Annotated in this window: 16 protein-coding genes and 1 pseudogene; 4 read left to right on the plus strand and 13 right to left on the minus strand. The window is 59.1% G+C overall.

What is annotated here, in order from left to right:
* Nucleotides 1–187 precede the first annotated feature (187 nt).
* The 3 genes from groL to G6N80_RS23520 form a co-directional block, all read right to left on the minus strand.
* Nucleotides 188–1,816: a chaperonin GroEL gene (gene groL / locus G6N80_RS22320; protein ID WP_165137369.1), complete on the minus strand. Its 1,629-nt coding sequence runs from the start codon at nt 1,814–1,816 to the stop codon at nt 188–190.
* A gap of 60 nt (nt 1,817–1,876) precedes the next feature.
* Entirely contained in the window at nt 1,877–2,191 is a 315-nt protein-coding gene (locus G6N80_RS22325; RefSeq protein WP_165137372.1) for a co-chaperone GroES, read from the minus strand.
* Between the two features lie 157 nt (nt 2,192–2,348).
* The gene (locus G6N80_RS23520) at nt 2,349–2,474 is read right to left on the minus strand and encodes a hypothetical protein (protein WP_281360868.1); all 126 of its coding nucleotides are present in this window, start codon (nt 2,472–2,474) and stop codon (nt 2,349–2,351) included.
* Here G6N80_RS23520 and G6N80_RS22330 point away from each other — a divergent pair.
* From G6N80_RS22330 to G6N80_RS22340, 3 genes and pseudogenes are all read left to right on the plus strand, one after another.
* The gene (locus tag G6N80_RS22330) at nt 2,473–2,745 is read left to right on the plus strand and encodes an usg protein (protein ID WP_165137375.1); all 273 of its coding nucleotides are present in this window, start codon (nt 2,473–2,475) and stop codon (nt 2,743–2,745) included. The two genes, G6N80_RS23520 and G6N80_RS22330, sit on opposite strands and share 2 nt — an antisense overlap.
* A 95-nt stretch (nt 2,746–2,840) precedes the next feature.
* Nucleotides 2,841–3,110 (plus strand): hypothetical protein, encoded by a 270-nt coding sequence (locus tag G6N80_RS22335; protein ID WP_165137378.1) that lies wholly within the window; start codon nt 2,841–2,843, stop codon nt 3,108–3,110.
* A gap of 655 nt (nt 3,111–3,765) precedes the next feature.
* Nucleotides 3,766–4,574: pseudogene (locus G6N80_RS22340) on the plus strand (site-specific integrase); the annotation flags it as partial.
* Between the two features lie 162 nt (nt 4,575–4,736).
* On the opposite strand, the gene G6N80_RS22350 reads toward G6N80_RS22340, so the two are convergent.
* The 6 genes from G6N80_RS22350 to G6N80_RS22375 all read right to left on the minus strand — a co-directional run bounded on the left by G6N80_RS22350 (nt 4,737) and on the right by G6N80_RS22375 (nt 9,374).
* A complete protein-coding gene (locus tag G6N80_RS22350) occupies nt 4,737–5,411 on the minus strand; it encodes a 4-carboxy-4-hydroxy-2-oxoadipate aldolase/oxaloacetate decarboxylase (RefSeq protein WP_165137381.1) in 675 nt (224 codons plus the stop codon).
* Between the two features lie 97 nt (nt 5,412–5,508).
* Entirely contained in the window at nt 5,509–6,345 is an 837-nt protein-coding gene (locus tag G6N80_RS22355; RefSeq protein WP_165137384.1) for an ABC transporter substrate-binding protein, read from the minus strand.
* Between the two features lie 32 nt (nt 6,346–6,377).
* Nucleotides 6,378–7,145 carry an amino acid ABC transporter ATP-binding protein gene (locus tag G6N80_RS22360; RefSeq protein WP_165137387.1) on the minus strand — a complete coding sequence of 256 codons (768 nt, stop codon included), beginning with the start codon at nt 7,143–7,145 and terminating at the stop codon, nt 6,378–6,380.
* Nucleotides 7,142–7,897, minus strand: a complete 756-nt coding sequence (locus tag G6N80_RS22365; RefSeq protein WP_165137390.1) for an amino acid ABC transporter permease — start codon at nt 7,895–7,897, stop codon at nt 7,142–7,144. The genes G6N80_RS22360 and G6N80_RS22365 overlap by 4 nt, the downstream gene beginning before the upstream one ends.
* Nucleotides 7,894–8,601 (minus strand): amino acid ABC transporter permease, encoded by a 708-nt coding sequence (locus tag G6N80_RS22370; protein ID WP_165137393.1) that lies wholly within the window; start codon nt 8,599–8,601, stop codon nt 7,894–7,896. The genes G6N80_RS22365 and G6N80_RS22370 overlap by 4 nt, the downstream gene beginning before the upstream one ends.
* Nucleotides 8,598–9,374, minus strand: a complete 777-nt coding sequence (locus G6N80_RS22375; protein WP_165137396.1) for an SDR family oxidoreductase — start codon at nt 9,372–9,374, stop codon at nt 8,598–8,600. The genes G6N80_RS22370 and G6N80_RS22375 overlap by 4 nt, the downstream gene beginning before the upstream one ends.
* A 191-nt stretch (nt 9,375–9,565) precedes the next feature.
* Between G6N80_RS22375 and nac the strand changes: the two genes are divergently transcribed.
* Entirely contained in the window at nt 9,566–10,471 is a 906-nt protein-coding gene (nac, locus tag G6N80_RS22380) for a nitrogen assimilation transcriptional regulator NAC (RefSeq protein WP_165137399.1), read from the plus strand.
* On the opposite strand, the gene G6N80_RS22385 is transcribed toward nac, so the two are convergent.
* From G6N80_RS22385 to pxpB, 4 genes are read right to left on the minus strand one after another with little or no spacing between them, the layout of a single operon-like run.
* Nucleotides 10,468–11,673: a pyridoxal phosphate-dependent aminotransferase gene (locus G6N80_RS22385; protein WP_165137402.1), complete on the minus strand. Its 1,206-nt coding sequence runs from the start codon at nt 11,671–11,673 to the stop codon at nt 10,468–10,470. The genes nac and G6N80_RS22385 overlap by 4 nt on opposite strands.
* Nucleotides 11,674–11,733: 60 nt before the next feature.
* Entirely contained in the window at nt 11,734–12,501 is a 768-nt protein-coding gene (locus tag G6N80_RS22390; RefSeq protein ID WP_165137405.1) for a 5-oxoprolinase subunit PxpA, read from the minus strand.
* Between the two features lies 1 nt (nt 12,502).
* The gene (locus G6N80_RS22395) at nt 12,503–13,504 is read right to left on the minus strand and encodes a 5-oxoprolinase subunit C family protein (protein ID WP_165137408.1); all 1,002 of its coding nucleotides are present in this window, start codon (nt 13,502–13,504) and stop codon (nt 12,503–12,505) included.
* Nucleotides 13,501–14,184, minus strand: a complete 684-nt coding sequence (gene pxpB / locus G6N80_RS22400) for a 5-oxoprolinase subunit PxpB (RefSeq protein WP_246251542.1) — start codon at nt 14,182–14,184, stop codon at nt 13,501–13,503. The genes G6N80_RS22395 and pxpB overlap by 4 nt, the downstream gene beginning before the upstream one ends.
* Nucleotides 14,185–14,198 lie beyond the last annotated feature (14 nt).

Consider the following 14,198-nt stretch of genomic DNA (forward strand, 5'->3'; position numbering starts at 1 on the left):
GAAACGCTGTGTCGGATGAAGCAGATGAGCCGCGCTGATCGCGGCTGTAGCATTCTCCTTTACCGCCTTGCTGACGCTTTCCTTTCTTATGAGCTTGGCTCCATTGATCTTGACCGATGGAACTTGGTGGATGGCGTGACGTGGCCCGCCCCTTGAGGGCGGGGCGAGCCTCCTACGTTGATCTGCCTTAGAAATCCATGCCGGCGCCGGCGGGCATGGCCGGTGCGGTTTCCTTCTTCGGCTTTTCGGCGATCATCGCTTCCGTCGTCACCAGAAGGCCTGCCACGGAGGCAGCATCCTGGAGCGCGGTGCGAACGACCTTGGCCGGATCAATGACGCCTTGGGCGTACAGATCCCCATACTCGCCTGTCTGGGCGTTCCAGCCGTAGGAGAACTCGCTTTTCTCCCGCAGTTTTCCGACAATGACAGACCCTTCAGCGCCGGCGTTTTCGGCGATCTGACGGACGGGCGCCTCGATCGCACGGCGGACGATCTCGACGCCGACCTTCTGGTCCTGATTGGCCGTGCTGAGATTGTCGAGAGCCTTGACAGCGCGCAGCAGCGCGACGCCGCCACCGGGCAGGATGCCTTCCTCGACGGCTGCACGGGTTGCGTGCAGGGCATCGTCCACCCGGTCCTTCTTTTCCTTCACCTCGACTTCCGTGGAACCGCCCACGCGGATGACGGCAACGCCACCGGCGAGCTTCGCCAGGCGTTCCTGCAGCTTCTCGCGGTCATAGTCGGAGGTGGTTTCCTCGATCTGGGCGCGGATCTGTGCGACACGACCATCGATCTCCGCCTTGGAGCCAACGCCGTCGATGATGGTGGTGTTCTCCTTCTCGATCGCCACCTTCTTGGCGCGGCCGAGCATGTTGAGCGTGACGTTTTCAAGCTTGATGCCGAGGTCTTCGGAGATGACCGTGCCGCCCGTCAGGATGGCGATGTCTTCCAGCATGGCCTTGCGGCGGTCGCCGAAGCCCGGAGCCTTTACGGCGGCGATCTTCAGGCCGCCCCGAAGCTTGTTGACGACGAGCGTAGCAAGCGCTTCGCCCTCGACATCCTCCGCGATAATGAGCAGCGGCTTGCCCGATTGGACGACGGCTTCGAGAACCGGCAGCATCGCCTGCAGGTTGGAGAGCTTCTTCTCGTGAATGAGGATATAGGGATCCTCAAGCTCGACACGCATCTTGTCCTGGTTGGTGACGAAGTAGGGGCTGAGATAGCCACGGTCGAACTGCATGCCTTCGACGACTTCGAGTTCAGTCTCGGCGGTCTTGGCTTCCTCGACGGTAATGACACCTTCGTTGCCGACCTTGTCCATGGCTTCCGCCAGATAGCGGCCGATTTCGGAATCGCCATTGGCGGAGATGGTTCCGACCTGAGCAATCTCCGAGTTGCTGGTGATCTTGCGAGCGTTGTTCTTCAGCTCCTTGACGACCGCGTCAACGGCGAGATCGATGCCGCGCTTAAGGTCCATCGGGTTCATGCCCGAAGCAACCGCCTTGGCACCTTCCTTGACGATCGCCTGGGCCAGCACAGTTGCGGTCGTGGTGCCGTCGCCAGCCAGATCGTTGGTCTTCGATGCCACTTCACGCAGCATCTGCGCGCCCATGTTCTCGAACTTGTCTTCCAGTTCGATTTCCTTGGCAACCGATACACCGTCCTTAGTGATGCGCGGCGCGCCGAACGACTTGTCGATCACGACGTTGCGTCCCTTCGGACCGAGCGTAACCTTTACAGCGTTGGCAAGAACATCGACCCCACGCAGCATGCGTTCGCGGGCATCGGTGTGGAACTTGACTTCCTTTGCAGCCATGTTTCTAACTCCTCAATAGGCAGCTATCTGACTGATGGGTTGGACTGACGGGTGACGGCCTCAGGCAGCTTTTCGCTGCTCCGCCTGGGCTTCGATGATGCCCATGACATCGCTTTCCTTCATGATCAGCAGGTCTTCGCCGTTGATCTTGATCTCAGTACCTGACCATTTGCCGAACAGGATGCGATCACCGACCTTGACGTCGAGCGCCTGAATGTGGCCGGCCTCGTTGCGTGCGCCAGGCCCGACAGCAATGACCTCGCCCTCCTGCGGCTTTTCCTTGGCCGTATCGGGAATGATGATGCCGCCTTTGGTCTTTTCTTCGAATTCGACCCGGCGAACGAGAATGCGATCATGAAGCGGTCGGAACGACATGTTTTCCTCCGATGGACAAACAATGATGACGTTGTTCCCCTGGCCGGACCGGATGACCAGTCCGGGCGGGTGCAAAACCTCGATCGAGCGTTTTGCGCGCAATGATCTGGTTTCGCGATTTTTCGATTTCAAGAGGCGGAAAAAGAAATATCAGCACTCAGCTGACGCCGCTGCTAACATGCTGGAAAGGAACAATAAACTGGCCTTGCGCGTTAAAAAATCGGTTGATGATGGAAAAAATTTCCGCCACCTTTGCAATGTCCATGAAACGGAGTTGACGCATGCAATTCTCCTCGGATCTCGAACGGCAACTGAATGGCTACGGCCTCACCACCGCGCACATTCTCTACCGCATTCCTGATTTCGAATCCGTGCTGCAGACCTATGTCTGGCAGGACTACGACCTGGCTCCAGATTTCCCCGAGATGCACAAGTTCCTCCGTTTCTGGCAGGCCCGCCTTGATGGACCTCTGCATTCTGTCCGCTACAGCCATCGACGCCTCATCGGGCCGAATGAATGGCGACGCATCGACGGCGAGTTCAAGCTGCACTGAGGGCTTGAAACGAAAATTTTCCTTCCTAGCTCTTTCGCGGCCGAGGCTTGATGAGCTCGGCCGACATCCCACGTCTATCTTGAGTGAGATTGAAAATGGAAGAGAAGATCAAGATCATCAGAGACCTCAGCGTTGAGGAACGCGAAGACGTGTTCGTCGATCTTGCGCGCATCCTGGAGGGAACTGCACGCGAAGCCTTCGTCGAAGGTAATCGCCATTTCGCAGCGATGTCGGCCAACATGGCCCAGGCAATTTTCGTCAACGCAGATGAGCTGGCACGCGACGATGCGCAAAATGCAGAACGCGTGCTTGAGCAGTTCAAGGCGATCCATCCTTACCCGCTGGTAAGCATGGCCGTGCACTGATGAATCCGCGAGGTTAATTTCCGTCGGCAGCAGCTCAAAGGTTCCGCGGGCACTTGCGCATCTCGCAGTCCTCAGCGCGACATTTCTCCTCAATAGCCACAGGCCGCACGATCGAGAACTGTTGACTGTTACGCGTAAACCCTAGCCATAATGCGATGGAACCATCTAAGTTGGCGACACGGGCAGCAAATCTGGTTTTACCGGAAGCGGAATGGTCTGCCTTAACATGCCGATCAGGAATGTCGCGAACTGCAGCCTGTTCGAATCACGTATCTGACATGGCACTTAAGGTTCCCCGCCGGCGCTCCCGATGATTAATCCCAATTACTCTAAGCTCTTGAACGACCCCTTCTGGTTTGCCCAGTGGACGACCGGCCTCATGTAAGGCGCCGTGTTCACGTAAGCTACATAGCCTCGCCTTGAAAAGATTCGAATTCACGACCCGTCCTATCTTTGGATCCAAGCCGGCGAAAAATAAGCCAGATCACGCATCTGGTTCATTTTAAATGTCCGGAAGAGAGCCGAAGAACGAACCCGCTGCGCGGGAGGGTGTCCGCGGTTGAGGTAGCGGGCGCAGGCTGGAGACAGCGCCTGGATTGAACGTCGTCCGGCAAGGGCAGAGAATGACGAGCTTGTTCAACAAAGGAGCCTGATCATGCCGTACCCCGATCTCGACACACCTATCAGCCCACTGCGCCAGCGGTTGATCGACGATATGAACATGCGGCGTTTTTCACGCGAAACGCAGCGAAACTATCTTCGCGATATTGGACGCTTGGCGTCCTTTCTCGGGCGGTCACCAGACACGGCGACCGCCGACGATCTGCGTCGGTTCCAGATCGAGCAGCAGAACGATGGCGTGCCCGTTCCGACAATTAACAACATCGTGTCTGCGTTACGCTTCCTCTTCACCCAGGCGCTCGACCGCCCGGATCTGGCGCGCAGGCTTGTGCGGCTGGCGCATCCTCGGAACGCGCTTGTGGTGCTAAGCCGCGACGAGGTTGCCCGGTTGCTCAATGCCATCACTTGCCCCAAACACCAGACCAAGCCGCACTCTCGGTCGCCTATGGCGCCGGCCTTCGTGTCGCTGAGGTCTCCATGCTGAAGGTCACCGATGTCGACAGTGAGCGGATGGTACTGCGGGTCGAGCGCGGCAAGGGCGGGCGCTATCGCGATGCCATGCTTTCTGGAGATCTGCTCACCTTGCTGCGCGAGCGGTGGAAGGTGGGGCGACAGCAGGGTGTGATGCATCGCGACGGCTGGTTATTCCCAGGCCAACACGCGATGAAGCCGATCAGCACACGGCAACTCTATCGGGTTGTCGTGGAAGCGGCCCGGGCCGCCGACATTGCCAAGCGGGTCGGGCCGCATCCGTTGCGCCATAGCTTCGCTACCCACCTACTGGAGGACGGCACAGACATCAGGATCATCCAGGTTCTTCTCGGACAGCCGTTGAGAACGACAGAAACGCCAAGTTCCGCCAAGCCTTTTGCCCGCGCAAACCCGTGCCCTGCGAGGAACCGATCACAAGAGCCCGTTTGCCGGAAAGCTCGAAAAGGGAGAAGGTCATTCAAGCCTCGCTATGATTTAAAAAAAAGCCATGGGGTCGACCGTTGTGGCCGCCGATCAAATTTCGACCGCCAGACCTTTCGCCTTCAGCACTGCTTCCAGGTTGGAGACTTCCACGACTGACTTTCCAGCCTTGTAGGAAGCGATATAGCCTGCTTCGGCATCCTCGCGGGCCTGCGAAAGCTTTGCGACGTCCATCACCTCGTCGCGGCGTACCACGACCAGACCGTCTGCATCTCCGACGATGACATCGCCGGGATGGATGATTTCACCGCCGACGATGATGGAATCGTTGGTCGTGCCGAGGGTCTCCTTGACGGTGCCCTTGATGCAGGTGCTGAGCGAGAAGACCGGCAATCCGAGTTCGCGAAGCTGCAGCGTATCGCGCACGCCGGTATCTGTGACAAGACCGCCGATGCCTTTGGCGAGGCAGGCATTGGCCAGCACGTCGCCAAAGGATCCGGCCTCTTCGTATTCACCGGCTGAAACGACGATGATGTCGCCCGGCTTGGCATAATTGATGGCAAGCTGCAGCATGATGTTGTCACGCGGCGAGGATTTGACCGTGAAGGCCGGGCCGCACAGCTTCATGCGATAATCCACCGGCTTCAATCGCGACGATAATGCGCCACGACGACCCTGCGCTTCATGTATCGTTGCAGGAGAGAACTTTGCAAGCGCCTCGATATCGGCCTTGGACGGGCGTTCTGCGATGTCTTTGATGTGTATCACTTGGATTTCCTCGCACAAATACCCTTTGGCGGCAGAACCATCTCCACCGCCATGAGCATTTAGATTTTTTGGTTGAGTTGGGTCCCGGCCGGACGGCTTATGGGATCGGGTCGAATTTCAGTTCGGCAAGCGGCACCACCTTGTCGGTCCGCGTCATCTTGTAATCGGTGTTCGGGCCAAGCCACTTGTCCCAGATCTGGTTCAGTTCACCGGAGGTATCGAGCTTGCGCAGGACCTCGTTGATCTTGGCCGTAAGAGCCGGATTATCCTTGGCCATGCCGATGCCGATCGGCTGATAGAGCATCGGCTCAGGGATCATCCGCATTTCCTTGCCCTTGGTCTTCGATTCCATAACCAGCTTTGTCGTGGTCATCGTATTGGCAACCATGCCGCGCGCCTTGCCCTGCTGGGCAGCGAGATAGGCTGAAGCTGTGTCCTGGAAGGTCAGCGGATCGGATTTGTTGAGCTTTATCGACATTTCCGATGTCGAGCCTTTGGTCGATGCCAGGCGCTGGCCTTCGAAATCGGCTTTGCTTTTGCCGGGGTCATCTGCGGGAACGATCAGCATTTCCTTGGCGAGGTAATAGGGGTCGCTGAACTGGATCTGCTCGGCGCGGCTCAGTGTATAGGCGAGGTTGGCCACCGTGATATCGACGCGACCAAGCTTGACCTCGGGAACGCGGGCCTCGACGGAAACAGGCTTGATTTCGACCTTGACCCCCAGCGCCTTGCCAATCGCATTGCAGAGATCGACGTCGAAGCCTGCCATTTCGCGGGTCTTTGGATCCGGCGAGGCGAAGGGAGGCACGTCGGCAAAGGTTGCGCAACGCAGCGTCTTCGACGACATGATGATGTCGAGTTGATCTGCCTTGGCCGGCGAGATGGCTGCGGTACCGGCAAGTGCCGCCGCCAGGGTGATGCATTTCCAGTTCATTGCTGCTCTCCTTTGTTTATTTGTTTTGGATTTCAATGGCGCAGGTCAGCGAGGAAGCGCTGCGCACGGGGATGGCGAGGCGTCTTGAAGAACTCCTCCGGTGGAGCCGTCTCCAGAATTTCGCCCGCATCGATGAACCAGATGCGGTCGGCAACATCTCGGGCGAAGCCCATTTCATGCGTAACGCACAACATCGTCATGCCTTCGGCAGCCAGGCTTTTCATCACTGCAAGAACCTCTCCGACCATCTCTGGATCAAGCGCACTGGTCGGCTCGTCAAACAGCATGATCGGCGGTTCCATGGCGAGTGCACGGGCAATTGCCACGCGCTGCTGCTGGCCACCGGAGAGCTGTCCGGGGTAGGCGTTCGCCTTTTCGGCAAGTCCGACCCGATCAAGCAGTTTCAGTGCCTTGGCGCGGGCCAGATCCGGTGCGACGCCTTTCACGCGAATGGGCGATATCGACACGTTCTCGATGACCGAGAGATGCGGGAACAGGTTGAAGCTCTGGAAAACGAAGCCGATGCTGCTGCGCAAAAGATTGAGTTTTTTCGCTGGCATCGCTGCATGAATATCCTGACCGTCGAAGACGATCGAACCGCTATTGATCTCTTCAAGACGGTTGATCGTGCGGATCAGGGTCGATTTTCCCGAACCGGACGGGCCGCAGATCACCACCACCTCGCCGCGTGCAACCGTGGCTTCGATGTTTTTCAGAACAGGGTGATCACCATAGCTTTTGTAGACGCTGGACAAGCGGATGGCCGGGGCCTGTTGAGATGTGGATGCGGGCGTGGTCATGGCTGCTCCGATAGGATTTTGGATGGCGCCAGTGTCGCGGCTGCCGCACGGGCTACTCCGGCGCGGCGGCGGGTGATCCGTCGCTCGATGACATTGGCAACCTGAGTCAGGCTCCAGCAGATGACGTAGTAGACAAGCGCCAGGATCAGGAAGACCTGGAAAGGCTGCGTCAGAAGCTGGTTGTTGACCTGGCTGGCCGCGAAGGTGAGATCCGGCACGTTGATGACATAGCCGATCGTGGTATCCTTGATCGTCGATACAAAGGTCGAGATGATGCTCGGGATCATGTTGTAGAGCGCCTGCGGCAGGATGATGAAGCGCATCGCCCCCAGATAGCTGTGTCCCAGCGCTTTAGCGGCTTCCATCTGTCCGTGGCCGAGCGTAAGAATGCCTCCACGAACGACCTCGCTGAGAAACGCTCCCTGGTAAATGACCAAGGTCGTCAACATCGTCAGGAAGCTTGGAACATCCGCGCCAGTCAGAAGCGGCACCAGGAAATAGCTCCACAGAACGAGCATAAGCAGTGGCACGCCACGGGTGACGTAGACGAGCGCCGTGACGGGCCAGCGCAACAGGCGCCATTTCGACAGGCGCGCCAAGGCGAACAGGATGCTGATTGGAAAGGCGAGCGAGATACTCAGCGCCGACAGGATCAGCGTGTTCACCAGTCCACCGAGCGGACCGTTCGGATATTGGCCGATCAGAAGCAGAAGCCAGTAATCCTGGATGATGGTGATGATGTCCGTGATCATGCACGCGCCCTCTGTACCGGGTCTGCGCGCAGGGACAGGTAGGCACCCGCACCCATGATCAGCAGGGAAAAGAACAGGTAGAGCACCGTGCCGATCACGTAGATTTCGAAGGTCCGGAAGCTGAGGTTCTCGATTTCCTTGACCGCATGCGTCAGTTCCGGTGCGCCGATGATGATGGCGAGGCTACTGTTCTTGAACAGCGATACGCTATGGTTGATGATCGGCGGCAAGGCATTGCGGACGCCCTGCGGCAGGATCACGAAGCGCATAGCCGACAGATAGCCGTGACCAAGCGCCTTCGCAGCCTCCATCTGGCCGGAACTGACAGAGCGCAGCCCGGAGCGCAGGTCTTCGCTGAAATAGGCTGCTTGGCAAAGACCCAGACCAACGATTGCAAAGATGGTTTCGGCATTGTGGGCAGACAGCCAGGAGGTCAATCCGTCCGGCATCAACGTGAAAATCCCGAAGTACCAGAGCATGAGCTGTACCAGCGTGGGCACATTGCGATGGTAGGACACGTAGGCCGAGACGAAGTATTCCCCCAGGCGAAACGGGGAAAACCGGATGGAAAGAAGTGTGATCGCAAGCGTCATGGCCAGCAGCCACGAGCCGGCGAAGATCACGAAGGTCATCTCAACGCCATGCAGCAGCATGCCGACATAGGCTGGATCCTTGAGAATGGCCGAGAGGTCGAATCCGCTCACGGGGTCGGCTCCCCGGTCCCGTCCGCCTTGGCCGCCTGCGGCCGTGCCGTCTGAAGTCCACCCATCACCTGAAGCGTCGGCGTGATCTCCATGTGACCGATATTGACCGCGACCGGCGCTGCAATCGCAAAGGCTATTGCGTCCGCGATGTCGGCTGCCTGCGGCAGTTCGAAGCCGTCGATGAAGCGTTCGCGAATGCTTGGATCGTTCCCATGCACGTGGTTGAAGATGTCTGTCGCCACGCGACCCGGGCAGATTTCCGTGACACGCACACGCTTGCCGAAGGCATCCAGCCGCAACTGGTTCGACAGCATGGCCACGCCAGCCTTGACGGCATGATAGGTGGAGTTGCCACCGAAATTGTAATTCCCGGCAATCGAAGAGATGTTGATGACGTGGCCGCGGTCGCGGGCAACCATTCCCGGAACGATAAGTCGGCAGATGTGCAAAACCGCGCGCAGGTTCACGTCGACAAGCAGATCGATGTCACCTTCATCGGCGTCCAGGAATTTCTTGGGTCGGTCGACGCCAGCATTATTGACCAGAATGTCGAAAGGTATGCGGGAGGCCAACTCGGCGATGGCGGCGCGATCCGTCACGTCGATGACGTGCGTGATACATCCGGTCCGTTCTGCAAGCGCCTTGAGAGCATCCCCGCTGCGCGCAATGGCGTGCACTTCGATATTCTCGCGACGGAAGCGCTCGACGATGGCAGCGCCGATGCCGGAGGATGCTCCCGTCACCAAAGCTGTCTTGTAATCCGAGAATGGCATTGAAGTCCCCTTTTTGTTGCCGCAGACATTAGCGGCGCTTTAAATGCTTGCCTAAGACCGATTATCTCTGGAGCAATAAGCAAGTTGTATGGAGCGCCGGTTCCCACGAGTGCGGTCAGGCTCCACGCGTTTGCAAAAGGCCCTCACCTCTGTAAACATGAGGTTATTCTCAACAAGCGCATCCGATCCAAATGGACATCAGACGTCTCAAATCTTTCATCGTGATTGTCGACAGCGGCAGCATCACGCGTGCAGCGGACCTGCTGCATATCGCCCAGCCGGCGCTCAGCCAGCAATTGGCCGCTCTGGAAGAGCATTTCGGCCATAAGCTTCTGATCCGCAGCCAGCAGGGCGTCAGCATGACGGATGCAGGCCATGCAGTTTACCGCCATGCGCAGATCATTCTGCGTCAAATGGAACAGGCGCAGGCCGATGCATCGGCAGCGGGAAACTCGCTGGCTGGGCGCGTTTCTGTTGGTCTCGTGCCTTTCAGCAGTGCAGCCACCCTGTCGGTCGACCTGCTGGCGGAAACGCGTCGGCGTCATCCGGGCATCCTTCTGCACCTCACCGAGAGCGTCGGCCAGACCTATAGCCAGATGATCATGAACGGTCGGCTCGAGATGGCTCTGATCCACGGTACGGGGCCGATCAAGGGAGTGCGTTTTGATCCGATCCTTCGTGAAGATTTCTATCTGGTCGCCCATCGGGATCTTGGGATCGAAAATGATGGAAAGCCGGTGCCACTTGCGGCTCTGGACGGCATTCCTCTGCTGATGCCGCCCGCTTACAACTTCGTCCGGCGCGCGGTGGACACCGCCTTTACCCGAACACGAAACAGCATGAAAGTGGTGGCCGAGGTCGAGATCGTGCGCACTTTGGCGCGCGCGGTGGCTGCAGGTCTGGGTGCAACGATCATGCCGAAGGCGATCGCCGACCGTATCGTGACGGAAACCGGCGAGCCGATAATCTGTCGCATCATCTCCCCGCGTATCGAGGAGACGCTTTCCTTGTGTGTCTCCGATCAGAATCCGCTGTCGGAGCCGGCGCTAGCGGTCAGAGACATTCTGGTCGAACTGACCGAAGCGCTGAAGGGCTAACTCATGTCCCGGCAGAACTGGGCAATGCGGGCGCAGCCTTCTTCCAGCATCTCCATGCTGGTTGCGTAGGAAATTCGGAAGAACGGGCTCATGCCATAGGCGGCGCCCTGAACGGTGGCGACATGGTGTTCCTCGACCAGCGCCATGACGAAATCGACGTCGGTCGCAATCTTGCGACCGCCCTTGCTGGTCTTTCCGATCAGACCCGAGATGTTGGGATAGACGTAAAAGGCACCTTCTGGCTTATGGCAGCGAAGGCCTTCCACCTCCGACAGCCTGTCGATGACGAAATCCCGGCGTGCCTTGTAGATCGCCGCGCGTTGTTTCAGCAGATCCTGGGGACCATCGAGTGCGGCAATCGCGGCCGCCTGCGTCAGGGTCGAGATGCCGCCGCTGTTCTGGCCATTGACATTGCTGATCGCGGCCATCAATTCTTTCGAGCCGCTGGCACAGAAGCCCAGCCGCCAGCCGGTCATCGCATAGGCTTTCGAAACACCGTTCATCGTGAGCACGCGATCGTATAGCCGGGGCTCGACCTCGGCGATCGTGCAGAATTCGAAATCGTCATAGACCAGATGCTCGTAGATATCATCGGTCAGGATCAACACATCCGGATGGCGCAGCATGACATCCGCGATCGCCTTCATCTCGGCGCGCGAGCAGGCGGCGCCGCTTGGATTGTTCGGGAAGTTCAGGAACAGCCACTTGGTTCGCGGCGTGATGGCCGCTTCCAGATCTTCGGCGCGCAGCTTGAAGCCGGCCTGCTCGAAGCAAGGGACAGCGACAGGAACGCCACCGGCGAACTTGACGATATCGGCATAGCTGACCCACGAAGGTGTGGGGATCACGACTTCATCGCCAGGATTGCAGGTTGCTAGCATCGCATTGAAGATGACCTGCTTGCCGCCCGCCGAAACAATGATCTGGCTTGCGTCGTAATCCAGATTGTTATCGCGCTTGAACTTCCTGCTGATGGCGGCCTTGAGCGCTGCCGTGCCATCCATGGGCGGATACTTCGTGTCGCCGTTGAGGGCGGCAGAATAGGCAGCCTCGATTGCGTGGGCTGGCGTCGGAAAATCCGGTTCGCCGGAGGAAAGGCTAACGACCTTGATACCCTTGGCGGCGAGCTCTCGGGCGCGCTGGGTCATGGCGGCGGAAGCGGAAATGGAGACATTCTTCAGGCGGTCGGCTGTGACGGACATCAGTCTGGTCTTTCGATGGTGGATTGAAAGTGGGGAAGCGCCGGAGGGCGATTGGGCGTGTCAGCTGGCGAGCTCGGCAGCTGTTGCGAGCGTGGCGCCTGCCGCCTCGATTTCGCTGCGGACGGTGCGGGCAAGCTCCAGCGAACCGGGCGTATCGCTATGGACGAGAATGGAGCGCGCCTGCATTGGAATGACTGTGCCATCTATGGCCTCGACGGTTCCGTCGATCAGGAAACGACGAACGCGGGAGCGTACCGATGCCTCGTCCTTGACAAGCGCACCGGGCAGACCACGCGCAACCAGTTTGCCGCGCGCATCATAGGCGCGGTCCGCGAGGAACAGAGCCAGCGTCTTCAAGCCCGCCCGCTTTGCCGCCCTCTCGATTTCGCTGCCTGCTGTGACGAAAACCGCCAGATTCCGATCCACCGCGACAATCGCCTGCATCATCATGTCTGCAACTGCCGGATCGCGCTCGACCATGGTTCCCATGGCCGCATGGAAGCTGAGATGGCCAACCTGCATAGTCTCGCTTCTGGCAATCGCGATCAGGGCACCAAGCTGGTAGAGCATCTGCTGGCGCAGTTCATCCGGCTGGAACGGCATTTCGCGACGACCGAAACCGGGCCGATCCGGAAGGCCGGGATGGGCACCGATGCCGACGCCGTTCGCCTTCGCAAGCCGCACCATCCGCGCCATCGTGTCCGGGTCGCCGCCGTGAAATCCGCAGGCGATGTTGGCGGAGGAAACAATGCCCATCATCGCGTCATCGTCGCATAGACGATACGGACCAAAGCCTTCGCCCATGTCAGAATTCAGATCGATTTTCATTCTAGGCTCCTCTCATCGCCGATAGAGCGCGCTTGACCATCGGGATCGTCTGCCTCAGGTCTGTGATGTAGCGCTCCAGAGCCTTTTCCACCGCGCGGGCTTCCGCATGGCTCGAACGGACAAACTGCACGCGGCTACCGATCCGGGCCTGTCCCAGACGCCACAGATCGCCTTCGATCACACCTGCGATTTTCGGATAGCCACCAGCCGTATTCGCATCGCTCATCTGCACGATGGGCTCTCCACCGGGCGGAACCTGGATTACTCCCGGCACCACGCCATGCGATCGCATCTCAACGGTTTGCGCCGGCACGATGGCGTCGCCGGAGAGGCGGTAACCCGTTCGATCACTGCGCGAGGAAATGCGCCAGGTCTGGCCCCAGAAGGCCTTGCCATTCTCCGCAAACAGGCCCTCCTCGCCAGCCGACAGGGCACGGATCAGCAAACTTCCATCAGACGATGCCGGGAAAACATCCTGAAGCGCTACCGACGGCTCCACCACCGCCAGACCAGAGGCGGGCAGCGGAGTGTGGGCGGAAGCCGCACCTACAGCGATCGTGTCTCCCTTCTCCAGGGGGCGACCACCATAACCGCCAAAACCACCACGCAAGGAAGTGCTGCGCGACCCCATGACCGATGGCACGTCCACGCCACCGGCAACACAGACATAGGCGCGAGCAAGTTTCGGCGGCTGCCTCAATTCAAGCGTCTGGCCTGCTTCGGCAGTGAAGGCACACCAGGACGGCAGCTCGATCCCGTCCAGGAAGGGCTTTCCATCGGTGCCCGTAACAGCAAAGCCGGTTCGCTCCGTGAATTGCAGACGAAACGGAAAGGTCTGGATCTCCAGCGCGGCCGCGGCCTCGTCATTGCCGACCAGACTGTTGCCGATCCTGACAGCAAGAGAATCCATCGCGCCGCTGGCTGAAACACCGATATCCCGGTAACCTGGACGTCCAAGGTCCTGTACTGTGTTGAAAGGGCCGGTTTCGAGGATTTCAATCATAGCTCGATCCTCGCGGGCACGAACCGGACAATGTCGCCAGGCGCCATCATGGCTGGCGTCGTAGATTGCGGGTCAAACATCTGCAGATCGGCAAAACCTATGGAATTCCAGCCATTGGGTCCGGTCAGCATGGCAACGCCGGTCTGCATCCCGCCGATGGTCACGCAGCCCTTCTCCATCTTCAGGGATGGCACGGTCTTGCGGGGCATGTAGATACGGGGATCGAGACCGTGGAGATAACCAAATCCAGGCGCGCTACCGAGCGCAAAGACCCTGTAGGTCGCCTCGTAATGGATGCGGACTACCTCGTGATCGGTGAGCCCTGACAGGTCGCACAAGGCAGGCAGGTCGCTCGCGTAGTCTCCGCCGTAATGGACCGGGATCTCGATCGTTTTCCCGGCAAGATCGATGCTCCGAGCGCCTTCCCATGCCTCGGACAGCCGGTCCATGACCTCCGCCGGATCGTCCGGCGTCTCTTTGAGAATGGCGAGCAGGTTTGTCATGCCGGGAATGATCTCCGCCAGATCGCTCCAGCCCTTCAGCGTTCGGGACAAGGCCCAGATGCGGCGCTGGGCAGCCAGGTCGAAATCGCCCGGCGCCTCCAGTAGAAAGGATCTGCTGCCGATCGCAGAGATGCGGGCATGGTCCTTGCCTGCGGGAATGATTTGCAATGGCTGCATCTGCGTGGTCACTG

It is taken from the genome of Rhizobium rhizoryzae (genome assembly GCF_011046895.1).
Classification (GTDB): Bacteria; Pseudomonadota; Alphaproteobacteria; order Rhizobiales; family Rhizobiaceae; genus Neorhizobium; species Neorhizobium rhizoryzae.

What these genes read in the sequence shown, in the direction of transcription:
- groL (WP_165137369.1), bottom strand. Translation starts at nt 1,816, where the DNA reads ATGGCTGCAAAGGAAGTCAAGTTCCACACCGATGCCCGCGAACGCATG.
- G6N80_RS22325 (WP_165137372.1), bottom strand. Translation starts at nt 2,191, where the DNA reads ATGTCGTTCCGACCGCTTCATGATCGCATTCTCGTTCGCCGGGTCGAA.
- G6N80_RS22330 (WP_165137375.1), top strand. Translation starts at nt 2,473, where the DNA reads ATGCAATTCTCCTCGGATCTCGAACGGCAACTGAATGGCTACGGCCTC.
- G6N80_RS23520 (WP_281360868.1), bottom strand. Translation starts at nt 2,474, where the DNA reads ATGCGTCAACTCCGTTTCATGGACATTGCAAAGGTGGCGGAAATTTTT.
- G6N80_RS22335 (WP_165137378.1), top strand. Translation starts at nt 2,841, where the DNA reads ATGGAAGAGAAGATCAAGATCATCAGAGACCTCAGCGTTGAGGAACGC.
- G6N80_RS22355 (WP_165137384.1), bottom strand. Translation starts at nt 6,345, where the DNA reads ATGAACTGGAAATGCATCACCCTGGCGGCGGCACTTGCCGGTACCGCA.
- G6N80_RS22360 (WP_165137387.1), bottom strand. Translation starts at nt 7,145, where the DNA reads ATGACCACGCCCGCATCCACATCTCAACAGGCCCCGGCCATCCGCTTG.
- G6N80_RS22365 (WP_165137390.1), bottom strand. Translation starts at nt 7,897, where the DNA reads ATGATCACGGACATCATCACCATCATCCAGGATTACTGGCTTCTGCTT.
- G6N80_RS22375 (WP_165137396.1), bottom strand. Translation starts at nt 9,374, where the DNA reads ATGCCATTCTCGGATTACAAGACAGCTTTGGTGACGGGAGCATCCTCC.
- nac (WP_165137399.1), top strand. Translation starts at nt 9,566, where the DNA reads ATGGACATCAGACGTCTCAAATCTTTCATCGTGATTGTCGACAGCGGC.
- G6N80_RS22385 (WP_165137402.1), bottom strand. Translation starts at nt 11,673, where the DNA reads ATGTCCGTCACAGCCGACCGCCTGAAGAATGTCTCCATTTCCGCTTCC.
- G6N80_RS22390 (WP_165137405.1), bottom strand. Translation starts at nt 12,501, where the DNA reads ATGAAAATCGATCTGAATTCTGACATGGGCGAAGGCTTTGGTCCGTAT.
- G6N80_RS22395 (WP_165137408.1), bottom strand. Translation starts at nt 13,504, where the DNA reads ATGATTGAAATCCTCGAAACCGGCCCTTTCAACACAGTACAGGACCTT.
- pxpB (WP_246251542.1), bottom strand. Translation starts at nt 14,184, where the DNA reads ATGCAGCCATTGCAAATCATTCCCGCAGGCAAGGACCATGCCCGCATC.